This window comes from Brevundimonas sp. UBA7838 (genome assembly GCF_002500885.1).
Lineage (GTDB): Bacteria > Pseudomonadota > Alphaproteobacteria > Caulobacterales > Caulobacteraceae > Brevundimonas > Brevundimonas vesicularis_C.
The window spans coordinates 1290-1605 of sequence record NZ_DLTK01000061.1 but is presented as its reverse complement, the minus strand read 5'-3'; the positions used below and the strand labels follow the sequence as shown (position 1 = coordinate 1605).

General features: G+C 70.3%; 1 pseudogene. It reads left to right on the top strand.

Annotated features, from left to right (window positions below):
- Nucleotides 1-197 precede the first annotated feature (197 nt).
- A pseudogene (locus B3T77_RS04615) lies at nucleotides 198-316 on the top strand (creatininase family protein); the annotation flags it as partial.

The following is a 316-nucleotide window of genomic DNA, read 5'->3' as shown; positions in this document are numbered from 1 at the left end:
TTCGCCGGCCTGGTGCTGGGCCACGGCCATCTGCGCGCCATGCTGGACGTGCCGCAGCTGGAGGCCGACAAACGCGCAGGCCGCGCCAGAGAGGCCGCCCGCATCTTCATGGCCGCCCATCCGCCCGCCACGGCCGCCAAGACTTCCTGAGCCCGGCGCGCTACAGTCGTCCGACCCTGTCGCTTGAGACCGCCTTTATGCTGATCCACCTGTCCTCCTGGCCCGAAATCGACGCCCGACTGAACGACGGCGGTCCGCTGTCCAGGACGGTGGTCGTGCCCATCGGCTCCAACGAGCAGCACGGGCCGACGGGGCT